This is a genomic window from Reinekea marina (assembly GCF_030409715.1).
GTDB lineage: Bacteria > Pseudomonadota > Gammaproteobacteria > Pseudomonadales > Natronospirillaceae > Reinekea > Reinekea marina.
On the sequence record NZ_JAUFQI010000001.1, the window covers coordinates 2993541 to 3019519 of the forward strand.

Here is a 25979-nt window from a genome sequence, read left to right on the forward strand (position 1 = left end):
CCTTGCCATATGCCTAAGCAACAGACTGTCTCGACCATCAAAAAGCTGGTCAGTGAAGGTGAAAAGTTTACAGTGTTAACGGCCTACGACGCGACATTCGCCCACCTTGTATCAAGCAACGGTGTCGAAGTGATTCTTGTAGGCGACTCCTTAGGCATGGTGTTTCAAGGCAAAGAATCGACGGTTCCGGTTACTGTAGATGAAATGGTGTACCACACCGCTGCGGTGATGCGTGGTAACCAAGGCGCGCTGGTCATGGCCGATCTACCGTTTAATTCGTATGGCAGTGTCGAACAAACACTCGAATCTTCTGGCAAACTGATGCGAGCCGGCGCCCATATGGTTAAATTGGAAGGTGGCGCTTGGCTATGCGATTCCGTTACTGCATTAAGCCGCGCTGGTATCCCCACCTGCTTACATCTTGGTTTAACGCCCCAATCGGTGAACAAATTTGGCGGCTATAAAGTGCAGGGCCGAGATGACACCGCAGCACAAACCATGATTTGCGATGCAAAAGCCCTAGTAGAGGCTGGCGCCGACTTTATATTACTAGAATGCGTGCCGGCAGATTTAGCGAAGCGTGTGACAGAAGCGGTAGATGCGCCTGTCATTGGCATTGGTGCCGGCAAAGATACCGACGGCCAAGTATTGGTCATTTACGACATGCTGGGTTTAAACCCACACAAAATGGCGAAGTTTGTTAAAAATTACGCGGCCATTGATACAACTTGGCAAAAAGCGATTCAAGCTTATGTGCAAGATGTAAAAGAAGGCCATTTTCCAGCCCCTGAGCACTGTTTCGAGTAAAGCATGATAGTTGTAGAGAACTTAACCGATTTACGGCGTGAATTGGATGCGATTCGCGCGCAAGGAAAAACCATTGCGTTTGTACCGACGATGGGCAATTTGCATGAAGGCCACTTAAAGCTGATCAGGCGTGCTCGCGAGTCTGCCGACTTTGTGGTGTCTTCTATTTTCATCAACCCCACGCAGTTTGGTGAAAACGAAGACATTGGCGCCTACCCGAAAACGCTTGAGGCCGATAAAAAACACCTTATTGCCGACGGTTGCGGGCTGCTGTACCTACCCAACAACGACATCATGTACCCTAAGCCCGATTTAACTCGCGTTGAAGTCAGTAAAATCACTACCTTGCATTGCGGCTCTAGCCGGCCTGGGCATTTTGTGGGTGTAGCTACGGTGGTTCTAAAGCTATTTAACCAAGTTCAGCCTAATGCTGCGGTGTTTGGGCTAAAAGACTTTCAACAATTTACCGTGATAAAAACCATGGTAGAAAACTTATTTTTGCCCATCGAAATCATTGGAGTTGATACCGGTCGCGCAGATGATGGTCTGGCACACAGTTCGCGTAACAACTATTTAACGGCCGAAGAACGAGAAATAGCCCCAGCCTTATACGACACGTTGCAACAAGCAGCCCAAGCTTGCCAGCAACGTGACAAGAGCCACGCATTAATTACCCGTGAAGCCAAAGAAGCCTTACATGAAGCAGGCTTCACACCTGACTACTTCAACATCAGTCGCCAAAGCGATTTAGAGCCCGCGACCGAAGAAGACAAACACCTTGTGATATTAGCCGCTGCGTTTTTAGGTAAAGCGCGCCTCATAGATAATATTACTGTTGAGATTTCTGCTTAATAAACCCTACGATTCACTTTATCGATTGCACAGGATCAAATTACATGCAACGAATTATGTTAAAAGCCAAATTACACCAAGCACGCGTAACTCATGCCGTGCCAGATTATGAAGGCTCATGCGCAATCAGCGGAGACCTTTTAGACCTTGCTGGCATTGCCGAATACGAGCAAATTCAAATTTATAACATTGCCAATGGCGAGCGTTTCACGACTTACGCGATTCGTGGTGAAGAAGGCGAAGGTATTATTTCGGTAAACGGCGCCGCCGCGCACAAAGCCAATGTAGGTGACAGCATCATAATTTGCGCATACGCTAATTTTGATGAAAACGAAGTTGCCGCGTTTAAACCAAGCATGGTCTATATGAATGCCGACAACACAGTCAGCCATACCGCCAATGCAATTCCAGTGCAACTGGCTTAGCGTTCAGAACACCTTGCAGCGCAGCCTAGTTTTAACGCTAGGCTGCGCTCTTCTACTTTCTACTTTTTAGTTTCTTGACGACCACTTTCTTTATTCATTCGACTCAACCTATCCATTAAATACATCCCAGTTCTAGGCGATAGTGTTTATTTGTTACGAAAAAGACATAGCAATCGAACACGCTTTGTAATTTAATTACAAACATATTATTCAATACTTTCAAGAGGCTTGTATGTCATTTAACCCCACTAAATTGCCACAATGGACTGAACTTGAACAACATAAGGAAGAACTCGCTCAAGTACACATGCGCGATATGTTCAAAGCCGACAACAAGCGAGCGAGCAAGCTTAAGATTGAAGCCGCAGGCATTACTCTTGATTACTCTAAGAACCGCATCAATGACCAAACCATTGACCATTTAATGAGCCTTGCTAAGGCCACCCAACTGCCAGAAGCCATAAAAGCTATGTTCGATGGCGAAACCATCAACAAAAGTGAAGACCGCCCAGCGCTTCATATTGCTTTACGAAACCGTAGCAACCGAGCCATTGATGTAAAAGGTGAAAACATCACCGACACCGTCAACGCTTCATTGGAAAAAATGAAATCATTTACGGCCAAAGTCGACAGTGGTGAATTTGCTGGCTTTACCGGTAAAAAACTGCGAACCATTGTCAATATAGGTATTGGCGGCAGTTACTTGGGCCCTAAAGTGGTATCGGATGCACTAAAGCCCTACTGGAAAGAAGGCTTTGATTTAAAATACATTGCGAATATCGATGGCACTGACTTCGCCGAAACAGTGAAAGGGCTAGATGCCGAAACGACCTTATTTATTGTGGCGTCTAAATCATTTGGCACTTTAGAAACACTTAAAAATGCGGAAGCAGCTCGTGAATGGTTTTTTCAGCAAGGCGGTCAGCCTGAACATGTGAAAAATCACTTCGTCGCAGTTTCTACCAACGTGCCTGCCGCAACTGGTTTTGGCATTGATGAAGCGAATATGTTCCCGCTGTGGGATTGGGTCGGAGGCCGATATTCATTATGGTCGGCAATTGGTTTGGCGCAAATGCTTGTATTAGGCAGTGATACCTTTGAAGCCTTGCTGCAAGGCGCACATAATATGGATGAGCATTTCCGTACCGCTCCGTTAGAAAGCAATATGCCTGTCATATTAGCCATGCTCGGCGTTTGGTATCAAAATTTCTTTGACGCAGAGTCTCATGCCGTATTGAGTTATGACGAATACTTACAAGACTTACCCGCTCACTTACAGCAGGTAGATATGGAATCTAATGGTAAACGTGTAACTCACGATGGTGAGCCCGTAACTTGGCAAACTGGCTCAGTAATTTGGGGCGGAACAGGTACTAACGGTCAACACGCATACCATCAGTTGATTCACCAAGGCACCCGCCTAATCCCGGCCGATTTCATTATGCCGCTGACCTCACATAATGCCGTAGCCGATCACCACCCATGGTTGTTTGCAAACTTTTTAGGCCAACAACAAGCCATGCTTGAAGGTAAAACCCTAGAGGAAGTCTTTCAGGAACTGAAAGCCAAAGGGCTTACTGATGAGCAAGCTAAAGCGCTCGCTCCGCACAAAGTGATTCCAGGTAACCGCCCTTGTAATACCATTACCTTCAAACTTGGCACCCCTGAGATTATCGGCGCATTGATCGCTATGTACGAACATAAGATTTTTGTTCAAGGCACCGTTTGGGGCGTAAACAGCTTTGACCAATGGGGCGTAGAACTCGGCAAAATTTTAGGCAACGCCGTATTTGATGCCATAGAAACGGGCAATACCGACCATTTAGACGGCTCGACCGCGGCTTTGATCAAAGCGTTTAAAGAGGTGAATTAGTTTTTGGGCTGCGGGCTGCGGGCTGCGGGCTGCGGGCTGCGGGTAAAAAGTTAACCCCAGTCCAATACTAATCAAAAAAACTCTGAGAAGAGGCGCGAATGCTTGAGCACCAAGCACTAGCACCTCTTTTTAGTTTAGGCACTTTAAATTCAGCACACGCCCACCCTTCCAAGCTCACGACCTAACACGCAGCTCGATGCCTGCAGCCTAAAACACCAAACCTATTTCAAATCGTTAACATTCTGACACTTTTGGTCACATTCTTAACAATGAAGTGACATTCCAAACTGACTTTAATCATTTCCTATTCCATTTTGTTGACTGAAAACAAACGATCGGCTGAAATAGACGCTATTCTGTTCTTTAATGATAAAAAACAGACGGTTTTGGTAAAAATATTGCGCTACATATAAATTTTTGCGATAACTGTCACGTTTTTTGCTTTAATCCTATTTAAGTACGCATTTTGCGCCTAAGGAAGTTATGTTCAAGAAGCAACAATTTGGCTTTACCTTAATAGAACTGATCATCGTCATCGTTATTTTGTCGATACTAGCCGCGGTGGCTTTACCACGCTTTATCAGTTTTGAAGAGCAAGCCGAAGATTCTGTATTAGAAAACTCATTAGGAGCTATTCGGGCTGCGGCTCGTATTGGTGAATCGGCGGCTTATTCGAAAGGGTTTTCTGGCACGGGTGATTTTACGGTCAATGGCAAAAATATTTACTTTGTGAATAGTTTCCCAGTGGCTCGACCCTCGAATTTAAACAACCGCAATGCCAGCACCTTTTTTGGCATAGAACATTTGTTAGAAATAAGCGGCGATATAAAGGTGAGCTACAATGATACCAGCCCATTGGTCGGTAGAAGCGAAGCATATAACGATGTATTGATCTTACATTTTAAAGGGAAGTGTGTGACATACCAACCACCACAAACCCAGGGTGGCTTGCCCAATTACAGCAACACTGTTGGCCAATATGACGCCATAAATAACCAATGTATTTAATTTAATAACAGCTAAAGTTAAAGTAATTTGTTAAGAGAGCTTTCACTTTGGTGAAAACCAAACTAAACTGAAATTATATTTGAAAAAAACAGGAACAAACTATGAAAAAGCAACAAGGTTTTACACTTATCGAATTGATCATGGTAATCGTGATCTTAGGCATTTTATCGGCATTTGCATTGCCTCGTTTTGCTGATTTAGGTGGCCAAGCTGAGCAAGCGTCCATCGAAGGAGTCGCCGGTGCTATAAAATCTGGTAGTGCTATTTCTCATGCTACTTGTTTAGCAGACAATAATTGCAACTCAAATACAGCAACTGGTGAAACCGTAACTCTCGAAGGTAGAACATTAAGTCTAGTTTACGGTTATCCCGATGCTTCTGATTTGGTCGACTCAGTTGCACTGGATGGATTTTCTAATGCTGTTGTCGTTACAAGAACTACAGAAGTGGTAGGTTCAACTACAGCAGTCCCAGCTGAGACTATTATCGTATCAAATGTTTCTACAGGGACTCCATGTGCTAAGTTTGTTGAAGCTTTCGATAACGACAATACTGCTACGGTTTCAATAGTTGCACCAGTTATTACAGTTGCAACCTTTACAGACAATGGAACCGCCGGAACGATTGACGCTGGCGATACTTGTAGCTAATCTTCGAAAATATTAAATGGGGGTATAATTTTACCCCCTATTTACCTATGCAGAAAAAGAATGGTTTTACACTAGTTGAACTAGTTATTGTTTTAGTCCTTCTCGGAATACTTTCTGCCGTCACCATTCCCCGTTTTTTCAACAAAACAACTTTTCAAGACTCTTTCGATCGTTCACAATTTTCCAACGCTCTAGCTTGGGTTCGCAACCGAAGCATTACTTCCCAATGTACACATGAAGTTCGCGTATCCACTTCCGGTTGGACTACTTTTAGAGACGCAAACTGCTCAACACTGACGGTTGAACCAGGCTGCACAACCGCTGTTTATAATTTTAACGTGGCCGTTGTCGATGGTTCTAACAGTGCAGTAGAAAACTCAGAACCCCATGCATTATCGGCTGCACCCAATTTAAGATTCTTTTTTACCGGTGATGGCAGGCTATATTTTTTAAACACGCTGCCCACAACAGCAGGCTGCACTACTTTGCCAGCCAACCCTATTGCCGCTAATACCAGTTACGTGCTTTCTAACGGCACTTTGAATGTCGATGGAGGGTCTGCCTTTGTTGCCGTTCAATAGCCAAGCCATTTTAAAACAAAAAGGTGTCACCTTAGTTGAGCTGATCATTGCGATGGTCATAATCTCTATTGCGGCGGTGGCTATATTACAAACACTCGGCAGCCAAACCGTTCGCAATGTAGACCCTATGATTCAAAGCCAAGCGCAAATGCTGGCGCGTCAATATTTAGAGGAAGTGAGCGGTAAATCTTTTTTCGATGGCTCGGCCGACCCGCGCTTAAATTCAGGGTTAAGTCGAACCCAAATCAATAACGGTGTGGTTGATCAAAGCCGCGCCGGTGCTCCGTCACGCGTGACATGGGACAATATTTATGAATACGATGGTTACACCCAATCGGGATTACAAGATGTCTATGGCAATGCTTTAACGGAGTTTACAAATTTTAGTGTCGATATCGAAGTCGATATAAGCAGCACTGTTAGCATCAATGGCGATTCAAACAGCGCAACGGCCAATTGCCCGCCAAAATATATGGCCATTACCGTTACCATTACTGATCCACGTGGCAACAATACGGCTTTATCTGGCTATCGCGCTCGTTATTGGCAATCACCTAGCAGTTGGGGGTGCTGATTAATGACCCTAAAAAATAACAAAGGCTTTACGCTGACAGAGCTGATCATGGTGATTGTGATCATCAGTATTATTTCAGCCGTTGTAGGGCCTCTTATTGGTAATAAATTTTCAGCGGTCAGCCAAAGCTCGCAACGTGCAACTTGGGTACAACAAGCTGAATTTGCTCTATTCCATATTCGGCAAGATTTAGGCACTTCTATACCGAACTCAGCCTGCACGACTACGAACGCCAATTGTGATTCGGGTGATACCTTGGAGTTTTTAGGCGTACAAAACCGTAATAGAGACTTCGCCGCCCGTTATCGAGACCGTCAGCGCAATCCATACGATCGGCTTCAGACGAACAATGATGATGCCTTTGATGTATTCGGACTCTTTAGCAACCTACCAAATTACGTCAGTATTGGTGTCGACTCTCCTGCTGATGCCAGAACCCATTGGCAAAGCGCCACCACCGATGCAACAAACAGTAAAATAGCCCGCATAAGCAGTTACGACAATACGTTAACCGAAGACGACAATAATGCAGCGACGAACCCGAACCCATCTATCACCAACATTGAATTAATTAATAATAATCATCGCTTCGGTGGACACTCGCCTTTTTTTAGGGCCTATTTTACCGATGGCCCTATCGGATACGAGTGCAATGGTGGAACACTTTGGCGTGTTTCCAATTACACCAGTATGGACTCATCGGTTTTATTTTCTACTCGCACCGCGGCCGCCAGTGTCGATAAAGTACGTATAACAGACTCTGTAACCGCCTGTTCTTTTCAGGTACGCGGAGGTGCACCTTTTCAGCCTCCAACTGTAGAAGTATCGATCAGTATTGGTGAAGGCTCTGAAACCGTGACATTAAATGACATTATTGTGTTAGGGAATGGATCATGAAACGGCAGTATACTTCGCAACAAGGCGTGGCATTGGTTGCCGCCATATTCTTAATTGTGGTGTTAGGCTTAGCGGTCGTTGTTATGTCGGTTCTTGCAACCCGAAACACACAACAAAATACACAAAGCCTTTTGCAAATGCGGGCAATAGCCGCAGCAAGCGCGGCCCTAGAACACGGTGCGCAGAATATTGTTGAAACCGGCACTTGCACCAGTGGTACAGGCATAACTTTAACAGCACTGCCTGGCTTTAGCGTTAATTTAACGTGCAGCCAAAGCGCACATAACCGTCCTTCGCAAAGAATCACCTTATTTCGGCTCACCGCCTCGGCAGAATACGGAAGTCCAAACAATGCCGATTATGTATGGACGGAGTTAACGTCGACAATTGAGTTGTAGTGCACAGTTGTCGACCTTTTGTGGCAAGTAGATTGCTTATTTTTAACTATACTTACCTTACATATTAATAACTAATGCGATTGTAGCGATGCCTAACATAGTAAGCAGTGTAGATATGAAACATTTATTGGAGTTTTTAAATGATCAGTAACATGCGAGCAATGAAGACTACACGCGCTATTGCCATAGGCATACTTTTATTAATGCAAGGAATGGTCTTCGCTGCTACTTACACATTACCAGATGACGCGGGTACTGGCCCATTTAACAACTGCTCACTCGCAACCAATGTTTTAACTTGTTCAACAACTGTCACCCTTGGCTTAAATGATATTGTCAATATTTCTCAAGATAACCTTGTTTGGATAATAGAGGGTGATTTGTTACTTTCTGGTAGTGGTATTTCTATAAACCTTACAGGTAGTAATAAGCTGTTTATTCGCACTTCAAACCGAGTCGTTGGTAACTTTGACAATATTGCTGCCCGAGCCAACCTATTTAGTGAAAACTTAATTAACATTCGGAACAATCTACAATGGGAAGGCAACATTCAGTCAAACGGCTCTATCACTTTTAACAATAATGCTACAGTGATAGGTAATATTACTACGAGTCAGCAATTTAATTTCGCCAGTGGTTATGTATACGGGACTTGTACCGCTACTGGTGGCAATTTCGCAGCTAACTGCCAACAAATTACCCCGACAGTTAGCCCACAATATTGTGAATCATTTGACTTAGGCATTCCTCCGAACTGGCCGGTAACAACTTCAGCAAATGGCGTTGCCGAGATCAGCCATAATACCGCCTTAGTGAATTCAAGCCCCGGTTCACTGACATTGAGAAGCGGCGACGTACGTGTCCGTTCAAATAATTTTGACTTATCACCGGCATCTTATTCATCGGTCAATATTTCGTTCTGGATTCGAAGGGGAACTAATAGCCTAGGCACAGCGAGTGAGAGGCCGGACGCCGGTGAACACTTCGATCTTTACTATTTAGACAATACATCGACCTGGATATACAGGGGTTCGCTTTTAGGTGAAGGCACAGATGGTCAAGCCTATAACATTAATATACCGTTAGGCAGTAATGTAATTCACAGCAACTTCGCTTTTGAATTACGCTTAAGAACGGCCAATGAAGTTAATGGTGATTTCTGGCACATTGATGATGTGTGCATTACCCCACAGATTATTGTACCAAGCCCCACATTAGAATATCGCTTTGACGAAACCCATTGGTTTGGTTCGCCCAACGAAGTGAAAGACAGCTCCGGCAACTCCACCCATGCCACCGCTGATGCCGCCTCAGATACGACCACATCGACCGATGCTGTCATGTGTAGCGCGGCCAATTTAAACGGTATTGATCAATACATTGAGTCCCCCGGCTTAGGCCCACTAAGAACAACCTCAACGTTAAGCTTTTGGATTAAGACCCCCAATGGTTATTCTGGAACAGCAAACCCATGGACAACGCCTGTAGTCACTGGCTATGAAGAAGCCGGAGGTGGTGACGATATTTTCTGGGGGTACTTTGATCAAAACGGAAAAATTTCGACCACCAAAGGCAATACGCAAACCAGTACATCGAATAAACGTGCGACGATCAATGACAACCGATACCATCATGTCGTTTCAAGTTGGGATTCAACCACTGGTGAAACGAATGTGTATATTGACGGTGCGCTCGATCACAGCTACACCTCTGAAACAGGCGATGTCACTTATTTGTTTAAATGGATTGGATTAGTAGAAGATTCCGGCGGTTCTTTGGTGTATTTAAACGCACTTATTGATGAGTTTGTTGTGTTTGATTCTATTTTAACACCAGAACAGGTAGCCAAGGTCAATGATCTTCAGAAGAACAATCAAAATTTAGATGGTTCTGCTCGCGTTTGTGAACCCCCGCCACAATTCAGAATCATACACAGTGGCACGGCTCAGACATGCCAAGATGAAACCATTGCTATTGAAATACGCGATAGTGCAGGCAACCTAATCACGGGTTACGATAAAACAGTCACCTTTTCCACCACAACCGCATCTACTGGACCTGAATTTTGGGGGCTAGTGACAGGCACCAACGCAAGCAGTTTTACGGACAATGGCGATGGAACCGCAACTTATAAATTCGAGCCATCGGATAATGGTCGAATTGAAATTTCTTACGCTAATTATGATTCAAACGACACAACGGTAAACTTTAATGTCACCGATGGATCACTTTCTGAATCATCAAGCTATGACCCTACAGTTACTTTTACAGCCAATGAAGTTATTCAAGGCAGCTTCAGAGACGAGTTTCAAAACAGTGCATTGGTTTATCGCGATGAGTTTGAAACTGTTTCCTATTCTAACAACGATGGTCGTGGCGGTCTTAATTGGGCAACCGATTGGATCGAATCTGATCGCGTTGGGGGTAGTCAAGCTACGGGAGGCGATGTTCGAATTAATAACGGGCATTTAGAGTTGACCGGAAACGATACTTCAGGTGGTTCCTTCATTCAAAGTTCTGCTGAACGCGAAGTTGATTTGAGTAGTTATACCAGCGCAAGCCTTCGTTATACTATTCAGAGCACCGAAGTGGAATCAAACGATACTGCAGTGGTTGAAGTTTCGGATGATGGCGGCGCTACTTGGACAATATTAGTGACCTATACAGATGACATTCCTTCTTGGAAACCGAAGTCACATGACATTTCTGCGTTCATATCATCCAACACTCGAATACGTTTCAGAATCGTAGACCAACCAGGATCAACCTGTTGCTATGGTCCTGCAAACGAAATTCTAGAAATCGAAGATGTTGAAATTATCGTTGATGATTCAGGTTCCTTTTCTGGTAACAATGGCACGTTAAATTTCACTGCACCTTGGATTGAATCAGAAGCAGAGACACAAAATTCGCCTTCGAATGGTCCTATCAGTATTTATTTAGATCGTTTGCATTTGTTTGGTAGCAGCAACGCTAATAGCCCCGTTTGGATTGAGCGAAATCTAGATTTACAAGCTTATGATAAAGCAACCCTCACATTTGATTATGCGGCTCGCGGAAATGTGGATGCGCAGGATGAAGCTAAGGTTCAAATCTTCAATGGCAGCAGCTGGGTCGACTTACAAGTTTTTTCAGGGCTAACATCTGGAACAGCCAATATAGACATTTCCAGTTTTATGTCTTCGAATACCCGCTTTCGATTTTTCATTGATTCTTCAAACGCCGGCGGTACCGAGTGCTGTTATGATGGTAATGATGAGTATTTTGTCATTGATAATGTAGATATCGAAGTAAGCACCGTGCCGCAGTGTACTCCACCCACCAGTGGGCCAGACCATTTTTCTTTCAGCCACGATGGAAATGGCATTAACTGCGCAACGGAGTCGATCACCTTAACGGCACGAAATTCTGATGGCACTGTATTTACTACTTTCGCCGGAGACGTTGATCTTAGTGTTAGCACGTCGGATGGCGATTGGTCACACTCCAGTGCAGGTAAAGTAACAAACGGCAGTGCAAATAATGGGCAGGCAACAGTAACTTTCACCACCAGCGATTCGGGGGTAGTCGTGCTGACCTATGCGAATACAGAGCCCCAAACATTGAATTTCAATGCTCTGTACAATTCAGCGGTTTCAGAACAGTCGGGCAACGCGCCAACAACACCAAGAAATGATGACCCAAGCATGACATTTGCACGCTCTGGTTTTCAGTTTCTAGATTCCACTAATTCAGTCATCAGCCGTGTGAATGTAACGGCCGGCCTTTTAGCCGACCTTAAAGTGCAGGTAGTGGAATCGGATCCGAACACAAATGTATGTGTACCGTTGTTTTCAAATGCTTCGACAAAAGACATTACCATGGGTACAACCTGCACAACGCCAAACTCATGCTACCCAGGTGAAAAAGTTGAATGGACCAATGGTTCAGTGAATGATGAGCCCCTGCCAAACCCTGAAAACTTAGAAGGCGGCTTGGCTACCCAGAGTAACCCGGTGGTGTTTTCAGCCGATTCTCTAGCGAACTTTAGACTAAAAGCAACTGACATTGGTGAGCAGAACTTATCACTGTCTTACGAATTAACAGACATAGATGGCAATCCAACCTCACAGTTTATTACGGGCAATCTACGCCTTTTAAGCAGCCCCGCAAGCTTGGCCATTGCCTCTGTCGCTAACGCAAGTGGCAATGCCCCCAATGGTACGGACCCATTTGCAAAAGCAGGTGAAAACTTCACCACCACATTGCAGGCATTAGATTCTGATGGCAACCCTGTTTCAAGCTTTGGGCGAGTAGCCGGCTTACATAATGTACTATGGGACAACACGACACTTGCTGGCCCAATAGGTGGAACGACGGGCAATATAACAGGAGACAGTGTGGGCGCTTCTTCAGGTGGCCAATGGCAAGGCATAGATACCGACGGCAATGGCTCTTTAGATGGCATTAGTTTCTTAACAGGAAATGGCATCTCTTATAGCGAAGTAGGTGATATTAATCTGATTGCCGAAATTTATGATTTTATGGGCTTTGGAACCAACCTTGTCAGTAACAGCGTTAGCACGGGCCGCTTTACGCCAGCCTATCTGCAGGTAACGGAAGTGAATCCAAATACCGCAACTTGGGGAGATGGCAGCTCTATCTATCAAGGCCAAGATACAAGCCTAACGGGCTTAACTTATGATGTGGTTGCCTATGATATAAACGGTAACGTTTTAACAAACTACGTGGGCAACTATGTTGATTTTGGCAACAAAACAGACAGCCTTGAAAAAGATTCAAGCCAGTCCTCAACCGGCGGTGACTTAACAAGTTCATTGGCATGGACAGTCAGTAATGACGGTGATTTTGATGGCACTATCCGCCTTACGGGCGATTTTACCAACGTAAACTGGGCAAGAAACGCCACCGGACCAACGGCTGATGATGTCTTGCAAACCATTGGTAACTTATTGCTTACTACCGACGCCTTAACGGATGAAGACGGAATTTGTGTTCAGTCGTCAGCTTCGGGCAGTTGCGAAACTACTACGGCCGATATCGCCGATAGATCACTCTACTTTGGTCGCCTAGTGTTACCCAGCCAGGTGAATGGCACCGATCAAGATGCTGACATTCCCGTTACATTAGAATACTTATCAAGCTATTCAGGCTCTGAGCCGATATTCAGCGTACAAACAACAGAATCGGACATCAACAACAGCCTCATAACGGGCTTAAACTATAACAGTGGTTTATGCACTATTTCTGGATGCCCTGCCAGTGGAACCAGCACTGCAGATTTAGCCGATGGCACATTCTCTGGTCCAGCGGGTACTGGCACTTCTATGGTCAACGGGCTCGGTCAGTTGAGTGTGAATAGCTCAACAAGCTTACAAGGCTTACTGGAGGCCAATGCTCAAATACCAAGTTGGCTAACCTGGTATTGGGACGGAGACGCGAACAATAATGGCGTTTTGGAAGCCAGTGAACTTTCAGCCGCATCAACCATTATTTTGTTTGGGCAATACCAAGGTCGACAGCCAATTTTATTTACTCGCCCAGGGTTTAGGTAAATGTTTTTTGCTGCGGGCTGCGGGCTGCGGGGAATTTAAAATACCTTAAACAATATGAGCCGATTACTTTATTGCAGTACTTTTGAATTATGAAATCTAGGCCATTTCATAACAAAAAATGCCATCGTTCTTATTGTTTTATTGATTTCGATCAAGATCGGTAAATTAAGATTCTCTATTATAAAGTCACTCTCTCCGGTTTGGATAACTCCAATGATACCGGTTTATCGGGGTTGTGAATTGCCTAGGGCTTCTCTACCTTTCAGCATTGTGGTTCTCCAGTCACTTTGCTGGCAGTCCAACCCCGAGATTTTTCTACAAGATTTTGACCGAGAGAATCTTTCGACAATAAAATTTGGCGTGCAATTTAAATCGCACACGCTATGCTCTTGGTTCCTATTTTCTAAATGAACTTGTCCACTTGATCAGCTTAAATCGTCAAAATTTATTCGCCACACTCTTAGGCATTGTGTTTATCGCGTTAAGCGCTGGCCTTATATCTTTTTCTTTGCAGCAGCATCAGAAAGCGAATTCATTAGTAGCCAAGCAAACGTTAGTTCAGTTTGAAAAACAATTGCTCAGTTACGCGAACCAACTGACACAAATAAGTTACCAGCGACGCTTACCCTTAGCTAATTATTTAGAATTTAGCTCCATTGCTAACTATCTGCCAAACCTAAACGCGATAACCAATGTTTGGTTAATTAACGCCGACGGTACCTATTTCGATATAAACACCGCCAACCCTCACCAAAGCTATTTAGCAACCGCCGATGATACCGACCCGACGGCTTTGCCAAAAAACATCCGGCATCTACCAGTCTGGTCAGGACACTTTTTAACGTCAACCGAGAACGCCATAAGCCTATTTTCTAACTCACAACAACCTTCATCCCTTTATTTGGCTATTCCGATTCAACAAGACCAGCACAAACGTTTGTTGGCTGTGGGTTTAAACTTAGATTATTGGTTCTCACATGCTCTGAACGATCAACAGCTTGCGCTAATCGATAGCGGATCAAACTTATGGGCGAATCATCAAAGTCTCGATTCACAGGCTATTTATCTGAATGTTTTAGACAACCCAAATCTTATCCTTGGCAGTGCTATACCATTTAACCATTGGTTAACTTTGCTTCCCATCCCACTGTTTGCTTTGCTGTTAGTAGCTGCTTACAACTTGCAGTCAAACAACATGTCTCAGCTTGGCGGCGGAAAGTTAAAATTGGTGCACGAAGCCGTCAACGCATTAGACCTACTCATCGTTGAAACCGATGTAGAGGGCACTATCGTGTGGATGAGCAAAGGAGCATCTGAAAGCCTCGAAGTATTTAATGTGCAAGTGGGCGATTCTGTTCGCAAACACCTGGTAAACCACCCTAGAATTGTTAGCTATATTCATTCATCTTTACAAGGCGACAAACTCACCTACCAGGTAACGCATCAAGAATACGAGTTTCGTGTTCGGCAACAACCTAGGTTAGATGATCACGATCAAATCATTGGGTTAAACTTTATCGTTGAAGACATTACAGAACAAGCTAAGTTAGAAAAGCATCTGCGACATCAGCAACTCCACGATAAACTGACAGGCCTTCCTAACCGACAGCTGTTTGAACAGCAACTGGACAAAGATATTCATAAGGCAAAGCGGCACCAATCCAATGTTGCCATTTTAGCGATCGAAATAAACGGGCTCGGAAATATTAACAAAACGTTCAGTCACCACTTAGGTGATTTAGCCTTGAAACATATTGCCACGGCCCTGAGGCAAGAAATACGCGATGAAGATTTAATATCTCGCTTTTCTAGCGATGAATTTTTAGTCATTTGCGAACAGTATCAAGACCCTATCGAATTACGGGCCATTGCTCAGCGAGTGATTAATCGAACGACCGCAAAATTTACAATAAATCACCACGAGCTCACTCTTTCAGCAAATATAGGCATTTCAACCTACCCCCATGATTCGAAAGACGCCGGCAGTTTAATCAGTAACGCCATAGCGGCCATGCGCCATGCACGCCAAAGCGGCAAAAACACTCTAGATTATTTCTCTACCGACAATGCAAAATCAGTCCAACGAAAATGGCAGCTGGAACAGAGCTTGGCCAACGCGGTAAAAGTTAATAACTTTGAATTGCACTATCAGCCCATTTTTGATGTCAACACGCATCAAACAAAAGGGGCTGAAGCACTTATTCGCTGGCCCGTTGGGAAAATTCCACCGGATCGGTTTATTCCCATAGCCGAACAAGCGGGGTTAATGCCATCTATAGGAATCTGGGTATTAGAAAGTGCATTGAACCAACTGAAGCTATGGCAACATCAGAGCAGCAATTTTCAGTACATTACGGTGAATGTTTCAATCGCCCAATTGAAAGACAATGGCTTTATCGATTCGGTGAGCAAACTAATAAAACAAACACCGATAAAACAGGGTTCTGTGATCTTAGAACTTACCGAGTCGATAATGGCTACAACCAGCACCGACATTATTGAAAAGTTACACACATTAAAAAGAATGGGCTTTTTGATCGCCATAGACGACTTTGGTGTGGGCTATTCTTCATTAAACTATTTAAAACATTTACCGGTAGACATTATTAAAATAGACAAATCGTTTTTAGCCGGTGTCCCCAAAGACAATGCCAACCGATTAATTTGCGATGCAATTATTAATATGGCGCGGGCTTTGAATATGAATATCGTCGCCGAAGGAATTGAAACGCCAGAGCAATTAGCCTGGCTCGTTGAAGAAGGCGTAACCACGGCACAGGGATTTTACTTCGCAAAACCCCTTCCAGTTGACGCGTTTGAATACTTTTTACCTGTGACTAGCCAATAATTATATTGAAATCATCTGTTAACCTAGAATTAAATTGACGGCCAAGGCAACCAACCAAGCGTACTGAGATCGTCGCAACAATGTCATTGAATCAGGCAATAGCCGTTCAACTGAACGTTCGCCGACAGCGGCTTTTAAACAAGTCACCAGTAAAACTCGATCATCGCGCTCAAAATCTTTAACTTCTTTCAGCCAAATAGAAAAACAATGATTGAAGTCCCCTACCAAAGCTAACGTAAATGTCATTAAACGAACCGGAATCCAATACAGTGCGTGTTTTACTCGATGAAAAAAGACATCACTTTGTTGGTCATCATTGAGCGCAGTACTGATCAACCAAACCAACAACACACCAGGAGCACCGAATGCAATAAACCAAAATACCGACACAAAGAACCGCTCTAAAAACAAATAGGCTAAACCTGCTTGTACGCCCTCTTCAATCGCTTCATCGCCTGGCTCATACATTTGTGCGGCTAACCCGAGTTCTTCAACGGCCAATTGCCACGCACCTTGATCGTCTTCGGCTTCTTGCTTTCGAGTGAACTCTTCCAATACTTCCGGCTGATCGCCCGATTTAAAGGCTAACAACAACACGCCGACAGAAATAACAAAGGTAATAATGCCACTGGGTTTCCAACCCGTTAACAAGGCAAGCACCACTGTGGGAATTAATGCAAATAAAGCCACGGTAATTTTTGCGTTCCAACCCCGCTTTTGCAGAAAATCTCTCCATTCAATTACAATACCAGTGAGCGGTTCGCCATGGCCTGAAAGGCTTATAGAAACTAGGTAAGCGACGATAATGGCAATAAAATCCATGGGTTGTCCTTAGCGAGAAAAAGGCTGTTAATGTGCCACTTATTAAAGCAGCAAACGAGCTAAATTGAAAATGCCGACGGTCATTTCTTTTTGCTATCGCGTTTAGCCGTAAAGTTACGTAAACTAGCGCCGATTTTTAGCCCAATTGAGGTTTGCCGATGTTTATTTCAGATATGCCTTACGCCAAAACACTTCGAGACCACCTACTGCGTACCGTGCGGTTTTCGCTCGAAGAAGACATTGGCACTGGCGATATCACCGCCAAACTCATACCAGAAGACCAAACAGCCTCAGCTACCGTAATTACGCGGGAGAAAGGTATTTTGTGTGGCCGAGAGTGGTTTGAAGAAGTATTTAGACAAATTGACCCGACTCTTGAGCTCACCTGGGCAAAACAAGATGGCGACACCATTGAACCCAATGACACATTAGTGACCATAAAGGGCAATACCCGCGCAATTTTGACCGCTGAACGCTGTGCGCTTAACTTTTTACAAACGCTCAGTGGAACAGCCACCTTAGCCAATCAATATGCCATGGCCGTTAACGGCAAAGACATAGTGGTACTCGATACTCGCAAAACACTGCCTTGCCTGCGCTTAGCGCAAAAATACGCCACATACGTGGGTGGCTGCCAAAATCACCGTTTAGGTTTGTACGATATGTTCTTAATTAAAGAGAACCACATAGCGGCCTGCGGCGGTATTGCCCAAGCCGTGTCCAAAGCACAAGAAGTAGCGCCCGATAAACGCATCGAAGTAGAAGTAGAAACTATAGAGCAGCTAAAAGAAGCCCTAGAACAGCCCGTAGACGTGATCATGCTTGATAATTTTGATGCCGAGTTAACAGCAAAAGCCATTGAGATGAGCAATCAGAAAGTAAAACTGGAAAGTTCAGGCAATATGGATTTAAACAAGATTGACGATATCATCAATACCCTGCCTGATTTTGTATCGGTGGGTAATTTGACGAAGCATGTAACCGCGTTGGATTTGAGTTTGCGGTTGGGGTGATGGGTTAGTCGTCGCCTAAAGCGCCTACTATTGGGTGGGTTTGGTCTTCTAGGACGCAGCCTGTAGGTAAATAGTTGTCATTCCAAGCGCCGGTTACCTCAGAGGCATTGTTATTCACAAAGCAACCCCAGCTTTCTCCCTGCTCTCTCTCAAGAATGATAATTACACCTTTCAGGTTTGTAGACGACGCATCGCCAAGCGTCATTCGAATATCACCATACCCTCCATCTATAGAGGCAAATGATAAAGTCGGAAGTGCCGTAGCTATTGAGCTTTTAACCGCTCCTATAGAAGAAGCATCTAGTACAGGACTAGTAATACCATTCATCAAAGAGGTTTCTGTTGCTGCACGAAGAGTCGCTAGTTCACTGTACGCCCTAGCTAACTGGGTGCGGGCAACATAATTTTGATATTGAGGTAGCGCGATTGCTGATAAAATCCCTACAATTGCGACTACTATCATCAATTCTATTAAAGTAAAGCCTTGTGCATTAGAAAACTTCATAATTAACCCTCAAATACATTGCATTTATTAAAGCAATAAAGAGGCCAACCCTCGTATCTAAATAAATACCTAATTTTTATTGTTGGGTAAAGTAAATTCACTGACAGTCAATTCGTGTCCTTCACGACCCAATTGCCTTAAATATACAGTGTTAATAAGCTCTAAAAGTCTAACGGCTTCCTTTGTTTCTCCTAACAATATATGTGATTGTATCATTTTTAAAAGGAGATTAACTTCTGGCATCGTTTCTAATACTTCATAAGCACCAATCAACTCTGCCCTAACCATATCTTCAATGCCAATTTGATTTGCTGAATTAAGACTTGTTACTTGGATTGCATAATCAAGATCTGCTTTTTGAACCCAAGGATTAACAATTAGAGTAAGCGCTTGTCCGCCGGAAGAGGGAGCTCGCCTAAATTCATTAAGCTTTACTACAGTCCAGCTACCAGTAATAGAAAAAATAGTAAGAAGTAGCCCAACGCTCCCTACATATAACTTGGATATAGGCATTGAACTTCTATTTGAAATAAATAGTCTGATAAATAAAAGAAACAATACCCAGTGAATAAATGAATGGTAAAAAGGGTACTCGAGCATTACATGCACAGAGATCGGTAAGAGGAGTGAAAGTTTCAAATAAAAGGTATTTCTCGGGTTATTTTTTGAAGCGGAAATAAAAACCAGTAAAATTGCTATAAGAACAATAAACAATGTAAAAATGCCACCTTCGACACCTAAAAATAACAACTCATTATGAGGGTGTTTTAAATTAGCCACTAAAGTATCAGCGCCAAAAACCTCATTTGGATCACTTACCCAGCTTAATAAAAAATTATAGCTAAATTTTCCAAAACCTACCCCTCCAAGGTTATCAAAAATAATCAAAACTGACTGCATGTAAAATGCAAGGCGCGCATTACTACTGGTGATATGCGAATCTAGACCTCTTTGACTTCGGTCAAACAATATTAGATCTAAGTACTGAAACAATACTCCTAAGACGATTCCAATTAAAAATAAACCGAGAACCACTAAAATATTCTTATTCTGTTTGTGTAACAGCATTCCGAGAGTTAAAACAACTATCCCCAGTATTACCCCTAGTGCTCCTGTTTTACTTTGAATCAAATAAATTGAGGCAGGTAAAAGTACCAAGGCTATTTTTGATAGTATAGTACTAGTACTTCTTATATCAGTGACTAACAAGTACCCCGCAATGATTGTGCCTGTCGCAAGAAAACTACTCAGGACATTAGGTTGTAAAAAAACACCGCCTATCCTAAAGCCCTTGCTTGCAAAGAGAAATTCGAATGGGATAAGTACGAAATATTGTATTAAACCATAAATAGCTTGTAATACTATCAACAACAAAATAGTAGCTAGCATACGATTTTGACCAAGCTTAGTTTCAAAATCAGGAAGTAAAAACACCCAAAACAAAGTAACTATTACAAAGAATAACCTTAAAGCTGCTGTTGAAATCTCTGAATTATTCCAAGTCGCTGGCAAGAACGCAAAAAAAGCTAATATGAATAAGGGCACAAAAAAGCTACTAGTCTTAATGTTTTTATGTACAACCATAAACATCAAACTAATACCAACGGCAACTAGAACGATTGCATTATGCGGTATACTAAATCCACTTCCGCCTACCGAAGGAATCGGAATCAAAAAACATGGCAACAAAATGTAAGCAAAGATTTTAAAAGGTGAGACTTCCGTGATTTCGTTACGCATGATTTCCATCCAAAAAAATGCCCACCTAGAAGGTGGGCATATTAAACTCTAAAATCAACTAATTAATATAACCAGCGATTAACAACCTGGAGGAACGAATGAAGCATCCCAACCAGTCGCAGAACCCTGTGAAACTCCGCAAGTCCAAATACCGTCAGCATCTCGAGAAACTGCAATTGTAGCAGTTCTAATTGCAGTGCTAGCATTACCACCGAGGGTAGCAGTGATCGAACCTACACCGTTTGTGAAGTTGACAACTGGTACACCACCATCCATTAGATCAGAACTAGTAAAACCTAAAGACGCGGCACCTGAAGGAGTACCACCGCGCATAAATGTTTCTTCGGCGGAAGTTTTCAAAGAAGAAATTTCACCTAAAACTCGGTTAACTTGTGTACGAGCAATGTAATTTTGGTACTGAGGAATAGCGATAGCTGCCAAAATACCGATGATCGCTACTACGATCATTAATTCAATAAGGGTAAAACCTTGTTGTTTCTTCATAATAAATCTCCAAAGATTTTAAGTTTGTGAAAACACTTAATTTTCACGCTTGATTCCAATATGCAGGGGGCGTGCCAACTTTTAAGTCGTGATTTTTGCAAGCATTAAGACACTTTAATCATATAAATCGGTGCCAACTTAACCCCTTATCGGCGAGAAGTGACGATTTTGGGCACTTTTTCAATCTAACACTCAAAAAAGCTGTTAACTCGGTAGTAGCCACCTCATATAGTTACGCTATACTCTATCAGTATTCAAAAGGTATAGGTTAGGCAGCATGACAATGGCACTAGGAGGCTTGGCTCGTAGGTTAGTAGCAGATGGCGCTATTAATGAAGACGATGCTATTCAAGCGACTAAAGAAGCAGTCAAAGAGAAAAAGGGTTTTGTGCCCTATATTGTTGAAAACGATTTAGTCGCTTCTCAAAAAATTGCAGAGGTAGCTTCTGACGAATTCGGCACACCTTTCTTTGATTTAAATGCATTTGACTTCGAAGTGTACCCTAAGGATTTAGTCTCTAGCTCTCTAATTAGTGCGCACCATGCCATTCCCTTAGTAAAGCGCGGCACCCGTTTATTTGTCGCGGTTTCAGACCCAACAAATTTAGTCGCCATTGATGAAATAAAATTCCACACCGGCTTAAGTGTGGATGCCGTTTTAGTTGAAGAAGATAAGCTTGCTTCTACCATTGAAAAGTTACTGGATGATTCTGATAGTAATTTTGCTGATTTCGATGAAGACGGTCTCGATGATTTAGACGTCGTAGAAACCAGTACAAAGGACGAAGACGAGGGCGTAGGCGATGGCAGCGATGACGCACCTGTCGTACGCTTTATTAACCAAATGCTGCTTTCGGCAATCAAAAAAGGCGCTTCAGACTTACACTTTGAACCTTATGAAAAAAGCTATCGGGTTCGATTTCGTATAGATGGTGTATTACAAACCGCGGCCAAACCACCTTTAGGATTAGGCCCTAAAATGGCCGCACGTTTAAAAGTTATGTCTAACCTAGATATTTCTGAGCGGCGCATTCCGCAAGATGGTCGTATTAAGCTAAAGATCTCTAAAACGAAAGCGATCGACTTTCGCGTAAACACCCTGCCAACGTTATTTGGTGAAAAAATTGTCATGCGTATTCTAGACCCAAGCTCAGCGAAGATGGGGATTGACGCTCTCGGTTATGAAGAAGTTCAGAAACAACTCTACTTAGAATGTTTAGACAAGCCACAAGGTATGATACTGGTGACCGGGCCTACAGGTTCCGGTAAAACTGTATCCCTTTACACTGGCTTAAATATTCTGAACAAAGAAGGCATTAATATTTCTACCGCCGAAGACCCTGTTGAGATTAACCTAGAAGGGATTAACCAGGTAAACGTAAATAACAAAGTTGGTCTTGATTTCAGCTCGGCGCTGCGTTCATTCTTGCGTCAAGACCCTGATATTATTATGGTAGGGGAGATTCGAGATTTAGAGACGGCGTCCATCGCAATTAAGGCCGCACAAACGGGGCACATGGTGATGTCGACTCTACACACCAACAGTGCTGCTGAAACGCTTACTCGAATGATGAACATGGGCGTGCCTTCGTTTAACTTGGCCACTACGATTAACTTAATTATTGCCCAACGTCTAGCACGCAGGCTATGCAGTAAGTGTAAAGAGAAAGCCGATATTCCTGTTGACGTACTGATGAAGGAAGGCTTTACCGAGGAACAAGCTAAAGCAGCCACCATCTATAGCCCTAAAGGCTGCGATGCTTGCACCCGAGGTTATAAAGGCCGTGTAGGTATTTATGAAGTAGTTCGCATTACCCCACCCATCTCTAAGATTATTATGGAGGAAGGGAATGCCATTGAACTCAATGCAGAATTTGATAAACAAGGCTTTAACAGCCTTAGAAAGTCAGGATTAGTTAAAGCGGCTTCGGGCGTTACAAGCTTAGAAGAAGTTAACCGCGTAACCACCGATTAAAGGTAGATTAGTATTATGGCAACGCAAACGGCCAAACTTGCAACATTTAAATACGATGGCAAAGACCGCAACGGTAAATCTAAAAGCGGTGAAATCAGCAGTACCAATGCAGCATTAGCCAAAGCCGAGCTACGTAAGCAAGGCATTACCGTTAAAAAGCTGCAAAAAAAACGAGCCGATATCCAGCTTTTTGGCGGTCAAAAAATAAAAAGTGAAGATATTTCTATTTTCACTCGCCAAATGGCCACCATGATGAAGGCGGGTGTACCCCTAATGCGTTCCTTTGAAATTGTGGCGGAAGGCTTAGAAAACAAGACCATGGCCGAGGTTGTATTAAAAATGCGCAACAACGTTGCTGGCGGTGGCGGCTTTGCTGCAGCCTTGCGTGAACAGCCAAAATACTTTGATGACCTTTATTGCTCATTAATTGATTCAGGTGAACAGGCCGGTGCACTTGAAACTATGCTTGAGCGTGTTGCTGTATATAAAGAAAAATCTGAAAGTGTTAAGAAAAAAGTAAAAGCCGCGATGAAATACCCTGCAACGGTACTAGGTATTGCGGCCATCGTAACGGTAATTCTACTGTTAAAAGTAGTCCCCACATTCGCGACAATGTTCCAAAGCTTCGGTGCTGACCTACCCGTTCCAACTCAAATTGTATTAGACATGTCTAATTGGCTTCAGCAAAACGGCCTCATGTTTGGTCTGATATTAGTGGCTATCGGTATAAGCTTTCAACAAGCCATGCAGCGCTCCACTGCCTTTAAGCATGGCTTTCAACGAATAACGGTTAAACTGCCTATTTTTGGCCCTATTTTATATCAATCGGCTATGGCGCGTTACGCTCGAACACTATCTACGACTTTTGCCGCTGGTGTACCTTTGGTCAACGCTTTGGAATCGGCCGCCGGCGCTTCTGGCAACATAGTTTATTCAGAAGCCATTATGAAAGTTAAAAATGAAGTAGAAACGGGCTCTGAATTGGCCGGCTCTATGAAAGACACTGGAGTATTCCCGGCCATGCTCATTCAGATGGTCTCCATTGGTGAGCAATCGGGTGCACTAGATGACATGCTAGGAAAAGCAGCCGCTATTTATGAAGAAGAAGTCGATGCCTTAGTTGAAGGCTTAACCTCGATGATGGAGCCTTTAATTATGGCGGTTCTAGGTGTGGTTATCGGTGGCCTGATTGTGGCGATGTACTTACCAATTTTCCAAATGGGCTCGGTTATCTAATGGCATTAATTGAATATTTAGCATCAAACTCGGTCGCGTTTATCGCGACCGTTTTTATTTTAGGCTTGCTGGTCGGCAGCTTTTTGAATGTTGTTATTTACCGTTTACCGGTAATGATGCAACACGCCTTTAAGCTTGAAATTGCCTTTTTTAATGATGATGAAAAGCAATACAATGCTTTAGAGAATGAACCCAAATTTAATTTAGCCAAACCCGACTCTAAATGCCCGAACTGTCAGCATAAAATAAAGGCATGGGAAAATATCCCCGTAATCAGCTGGCTTATTTTAAGAGCGAAATGCTCCAATTGTAAAAAGCCCATTTCAGCCCGCTACCCTACTATTGAATTAGTCAGTGGGATTCTATCAGCAACAACGGCTTGGTATTTTGGTTGGGGAATTGAAGCGTTTACGCTGATTGGCTTTTTTTGGCTGCTGATCGTTCTCACTATGATCGACTTTGATCATAAACTATTGCCCGATTCTATAACCTTACCGCTTATTTGGGTAGGGCTTCTATTAGCTCTCATCTGGCAACCGTTCACAAGCCTTGAATCGTCCGTTATTGGTGCGATTGCAGGCTACATGAGCCTTTGGCTGCTGTATTGGTCATTCAAGTTGTTAACAGGCAAAGAAGGCATGGGCTTTGGTGATTTTAAGCTCTTTTCAGCCTTTGGTGCTTGGTTTGGTTGGCAAGCTCTACCGTTAATCATTTTACTCAGCTCATTAGTTGGCGCCGTAGTTGGTATTTTAATGATTGCTATTTTAGGTCGCGATAAACAAGTGCCTATACCATTTGGCCCTTATTTGTGTGGTGCCGCCTTAGTGTATGTATTTTGGGGTGAACGAATTATGAATTGGTATTTGGGAGCCGCCTTTTGATCGTAGGGTTAACCGGTGGCATCGCCTCAGGCAAAAGCACCGCTGTAGAGCTGTTTTCCAAATTAGACACGCCATTTGTAGATGCTGATGTCGTAGCGCGCGAAGTGGTCGAGCCTGGCACACCAGCGCTTGGATCTATAGTAAACCGCTTTGGTGAGCAAATATTAACATCGGAAGGTCATCTAAACAGAGCCGCTCTAAGGGAAATAATATTCAGCGATACTAGCCACAAACACTGGTTGGAACAATTGCTGCATCCTTTGATTCGTGAGTCGATGCTCTCTCAATTAGAAGCGTTTAATGCGCCTTATGTGTTATTGGTTGCGCCACTATTGTTTGAAAACAAATTAGAAACGCTCTGCGCTAAGACAGTAACTTTAGACATTCCTGAGCATATTCAATTAGAACGTGCCTGTAACCGAGATGGATCCTCTGAGGCTACCATTCAGAGTATTATCACCAGTCAGATCCCTAGGAAAGATAGGCTTGAAAAGGCCGACTTTATTCTGGATAATTCCAGAGATGAAGCCTATCTTGCAACCCAAGTAACGGCTTTACACCACTTGCTGCTATTGCAAGCTCAGCTTTAATTCACATCTTTATCGAGCCCGATCACATGATTGAATACAACTGCCCTACCTGTCAAAAGAAAACAGTCTATTCAAAGGATAATCCTTATCGACCCTTTTGTTGTGAACGCTGCAAATTGATCGATTTAGGCGAGTGGGCGAACGAAAACCACTCAATTGCGGGCAGAAGCGTTGCCGAAGAAATGTTTTCTGAAGATTTTGAAAATATCAGTGCAACTAAGCCACTGAACTAAGCTCGTGAACAA

The 25979-nt window shown here is 43.4% G+C and carries 26 protein-coding genes and 1 pseudogene; 22 read left to right on the forward strand and 5 right to left on the reverse strand.

The features are described from left to right. Window positions 1–9: 9 nt before the first annotated feature. The 5 genes from panB (at window position 10) to pgi (ending at window position 3957) form a co-directional block, all read left to right on the forward strand. The gene (gene panB, locus QWZ13_RS16405; RefSeq protein WP_290282722.1) at window positions 10–807 is read left to right on the forward strand and encodes a 3-methyl-2-oxobutanoate hydroxymethyltransferase; all 798 of its coding nucleotides are present in this window, start codon (window positions 10–12) and stop codon (window positions 805–807) included. Between the two features lie 3 nt (window positions 808–810). Beyond that, entirely contained in the window at window positions 811–1659 is an 849-nt protein-coding gene (panC, locus tag QWZ13_RS16410) for a pantoate--beta-alanine ligase (protein WP_290282723.1), read from the forward strand. A gap of 44 nt (window positions 1660–1703) precedes the next feature. Beyond that, window positions 1704–2084: an aspartate 1-decarboxylase gene (gene panD, locus QWZ13_RS16415; RefSeq protein ID WP_215999991.1), complete on the forward strand. Its 381-nt coding sequence runs from the start codon at window positions 1704–1706 to the stop codon at window positions 2082–2084. After that, complete coding sequence (locus QWZ13_RS16420; RefSeq protein ID WP_290282724.1) at window positions 2029–2154, forward strand: hypothetical protein; 126 nt, start codon at window positions 2029–2031, stop codon at window positions 2152–2154. The genes panD and QWZ13_RS16420 overlap by 56 nt, the downstream gene beginning before the upstream one ends. A gap of 162 nt (window positions 2155–2316) precedes the next feature. Beyond that, window positions 2317–3957 (forward strand): glucose-6-phosphate isomerase, encoded by a 1641-nt coding sequence (gene pgi, locus QWZ13_RS16425; protein WP_290282725.1) that lies wholly within the window; start codon window positions 2317–2319, stop codon window positions 3955–3957. Here the strand turns inward: pgi and QWZ13_RS16430 are convergent. Beyond that, window positions 3907–4074 (reverse strand): hypothetical protein, encoded by a 168-nt coding sequence (locus QWZ13_RS16430; protein ID WP_290282726.1) that lies wholly within the window; start codon window positions 4072–4074, stop codon window positions 3907–3909. The two genes, pgi and QWZ13_RS16430, sit on opposite strands and share 51 nt — an antisense overlap. A 366-nt stretch (window positions 4075–4440) precedes the next feature. Between QWZ13_RS16430 and QWZ13_RS16435 the strand changes: the two genes are divergently transcribed. The 9 genes from QWZ13_RS16435 (at window position 4441) to QWZ13_RS16475 (ending at window position 16468) form a co-directional block, all read left to right on the forward strand. After that, complete coding sequence (locus QWZ13_RS16435; RefSeq protein WP_290282727.1) at window positions 4441–4965, forward strand: prepilin-type N-terminal cleavage/methylation domain-containing protein; 525 nt, start codon at window positions 4441–4443, stop codon at window positions 4963–4965. A 101-nt stretch (window positions 4966–5066) separates the two neighbouring features. Further along, window positions 5067–5615: a type II secretion system protein gene (locus QWZ13_RS16440; RefSeq protein ID WP_290282728.1), complete on the forward strand. Its 549-nt coding sequence runs from the start codon at window positions 5067–5069 to the stop codon at window positions 5613–5615. A 47-nt stretch (window positions 5616–5662) separates the two neighbouring features. Further along, entirely contained in the window at window positions 5663–6196 is a 534-nt protein-coding gene (locus QWZ13_RS16445) for a prepilin-type N-terminal cleavage/methylation domain-containing protein (RefSeq protein WP_290282729.1), read from the forward strand. Then, the gene (locus QWZ13_RS16450; protein WP_290282730.1) at window positions 6159–6770 is read left to right on the forward strand and encodes a type II secretion system protein; all 612 of its coding nucleotides are present in this window, start codon (window positions 6159–6161) and stop codon (window positions 6768–6770) included. The genes QWZ13_RS16445 and QWZ13_RS16450 overlap by 38 nt, the downstream gene beginning before the upstream one ends. Window positions 6771–6773: 3 nt before the next feature. Next, window positions 6774–7667 (forward strand): prepilin-type N-terminal cleavage/methylation domain-containing protein, encoded by an 894-nt coding sequence (locus tag QWZ13_RS16455; protein WP_290282731.1) that lies wholly within the window; start codon window positions 6774–6776, stop codon window positions 7665–7667. After that, entirely contained in the window at window positions 7664–8065 is a 402-nt protein-coding gene (locus QWZ13_RS16460; RefSeq protein WP_290282732.1) for a hypothetical protein, read from the forward strand. Before QWZ13_RS16455 ends, QWZ13_RS16460 begins: the two co-directional genes overlap by 4 nt. 140 nt (window positions 8066–8205) lie before the next feature. After that, on the forward strand, window positions 8206–13620 hold the full coding sequence (locus tag QWZ13_RS16465; protein ID WP_290282733.1) for a DUF6701 domain-containing protein: 5415 nt from the start codon (window positions 8206–8208) through the stop codon (window positions 13618–13620). Between the two features lie 141 nt (window positions 13621–13761). After that, window positions 13762–14031, forward strand: coding sequence for a hypothetical protein (locus tag QWZ13_RS16470; RefSeq protein WP_290282734.1), 270 nt, complete (start codon window positions 13762–13764; stop codon window positions 14029–14031). Beyond that, window positions 13976–16468 (forward strand): EAL domain-containing protein, encoded by a 2493-nt coding sequence (locus QWZ13_RS16475; protein ID WP_290282735.1) that lies wholly within the window; start codon window positions 13976–13978, stop codon window positions 16466–16468. Before QWZ13_RS16470 ends, QWZ13_RS16475 begins: the two co-directional genes overlap by 56 nt. 18 nt (window positions 16469–16486) lie before the next feature. Here the strand turns inward: QWZ13_RS16475 and ampE are convergent, their stop codons facing one another. Further along, window positions 16487–17290 carry a regulatory signaling modulator protein AmpE gene (gene ampE / locus QWZ13_RS16480; protein WP_290282736.1) on the reverse strand — a complete coding sequence of 268 codons (804 nt, stop codon included), beginning with the start codon at window positions 17288–17290 and terminating at the stop codon, window positions 16487–16489. A gap of 90 nt (window positions 17291–17380) precedes the next feature. Here ampE and QWZ13_RS16485 point away from each other — a divergent pair, with 90 nt between their 5' ends. Both QWZ13_RS16485 and nadC read left to right on the forward strand, forming a co-directional pair. Next, a complete protein-coding gene (locus tag QWZ13_RS16485) occupies window positions 17381–17593 on the forward strand; it encodes a hypothetical protein (protein WP_290282737.1) in 213 nt (70 codons plus the stop codon). Next, window positions 17506–18303, forward strand: a complete 798-nt coding sequence (nadC, locus tag QWZ13_RS16490; protein WP_290283400.1) for a carboxylating nicotinate-nucleotide diphosphorylase — start codon at window positions 17506–17508, stop codon at window positions 18301–18303. The genes QWZ13_RS16485 and nadC overlap by 88 nt, the downstream gene beginning before the upstream one ends. Window positions 18304–18307: 4 nt before the next feature. Here nadC and QWZ13_RS16495 read toward each other — a convergent pair whose 3' ends face one another. The 3 genes and pseudogenes from QWZ13_RS16495 to QWZ13_RS16510 all read right to left on the reverse strand — a co-directional run. Then, window positions 18308–18808 carry a pilin gene (locus tag QWZ13_RS16495; protein WP_353958996.1) on the reverse strand — a complete coding sequence of 167 codons (501 nt, stop codon included), beginning with the start codon at window positions 18806–18808 and terminating at the stop codon, window positions 18308–18310. A 69-nt stretch (window positions 18809–18877) separates the two neighbouring features. Further along, a complete protein-coding gene (locus QWZ13_RS16505; RefSeq protein WP_290282738.1) occupies window positions 18878–20548 on the reverse strand; it encodes a PglL family O-oligosaccharyltransferase in 1671 nt (556 codons plus the stop codon). 141 nt (window positions 20549–20689) lie between these two features. Next, window positions 20690–21052, reverse strand: a pseudogene (locus tag QWZ13_RS16510) (pilin); the annotation flags it as partial. 95 nt (window positions 21053–21147) lie between these two features. Between QWZ13_RS16510 and QWZ13_RS16515 the strand changes: the two are divergent. Genes QWZ13_RS16515 through yacG form a run of 6 tightly spaced genes read left to right on the forward strand, consistent with a single transcriptional unit; the run spans window position 21148 to window position 25967 of the window. After that, window positions 21148–21324, forward strand: a complete 177-nt coding sequence (locus QWZ13_RS16515; protein ID WP_290282740.1) for a hypothetical protein — start codon at window positions 21148–21150, stop codon at window positions 21322–21324. Window positions 21325–21335: 11 nt separating this feature from the next. Then, the gene (gene pilB / locus QWZ13_RS16520) at window positions 21336–23027 is read left to right on the forward strand and encodes a type IV-A pilus assembly ATPase PilB (RefSeq protein WP_290283402.1); all 1692 of its coding nucleotides are present in this window, start codon (window positions 21336–21338) and stop codon (window positions 23025–23027) included. 15 nt (window positions 23028–23042) lie between these two features. After that, a complete protein-coding gene (locus QWZ13_RS16525; protein WP_290282741.1) occupies window positions 23043–24263 on the forward strand; it encodes a type II secretion system F family protein in 1221 nt (406 codons plus the stop codon). Further along, on the forward strand, window positions 24263–25144 hold the full coding sequence (locus tag QWZ13_RS16530) for a prepilin peptidase (RefSeq protein ID WP_290282742.1): 882 nt from the start codon (window positions 24263–24265) through the stop codon (window positions 25142–25144). Before QWZ13_RS16525 ends, QWZ13_RS16530 begins: the two co-directional genes overlap by 1 nt. Then, window positions 25120–25734, forward strand: a complete 615-nt coding sequence (coaE, locus tag QWZ13_RS16535) for a dephospho-CoA kinase (protein ID WP_290282743.1) — start codon at window positions 25120–25122, stop codon at window positions 25732–25734. Before QWZ13_RS16530 ends, coaE begins: the two co-directional genes overlap by 25 nt. Before the next feature lie 26 nt (window positions 25735–25760). After that, window positions 25761–25967 (forward strand): DNA gyrase inhibitor YacG, encoded by a 207-nt coding sequence (gene yacG, locus QWZ13_RS16540; RefSeq protein ID WP_290282744.1) that lies wholly within the window; start codon window positions 25761–25763, stop codon window positions 25965–25967. The last annotated feature ends 12 nt before the right edge of the window (window positions 25968–25979 follow it).